This window comes from Rhizobium ecuadorense, from assembly GCF_001187535.1.
Taxonomy (GTDB): domain Bacteria; phylum Pseudomonadota; class Alphaproteobacteria; order Rhizobiales; family Rhizobiaceae; genus Rhizobium; species Rhizobium ecuadorense.
This window is the reverse complement of the sequence record NZ_LFIO01001584.1, coordinates 1-254: the sequence shown is the minus strand read 5'-3', so window position 1 is coordinate 254 and position 254 is coordinate 1. Positions and strand designations below refer to the sequence as shown.

1 protein-coding gene is annotated in these 254 nt (G+C 59.8%); it reads left to right on the top strand.

What is annotated here, in order from left to right:
• Nucleotides 1–254: cadherin-like domain-containing protein (locus tag AF337_RS32650; RefSeq protein ID WP_152971289.1), on the top strand; the 254-nt coding region annotated here is incomplete at both ends.

Here is a 254-nt window from a genome sequence, read left to right as displayed (position 1 = left end):
CCGACGATATGGGGCTGACCATCACCCGCAACGACAGCGTCGTCATCTCGATCGCCTCGCTCATCGGAAACGATACGGATCCCAATGGCGATGCAATGACGATTTCGGCCGTCGGCAATGCCGTCAACGGGACGGTGACGCTCAATAGGCAGAACGGCACCGTCATCTTCACGCCGACCAACAATTATTCGGGTCCGGCAAGCTTCACCTATACGCTGTCGGACGGACGCGGCGGCACCGATCAGGCCAACGTC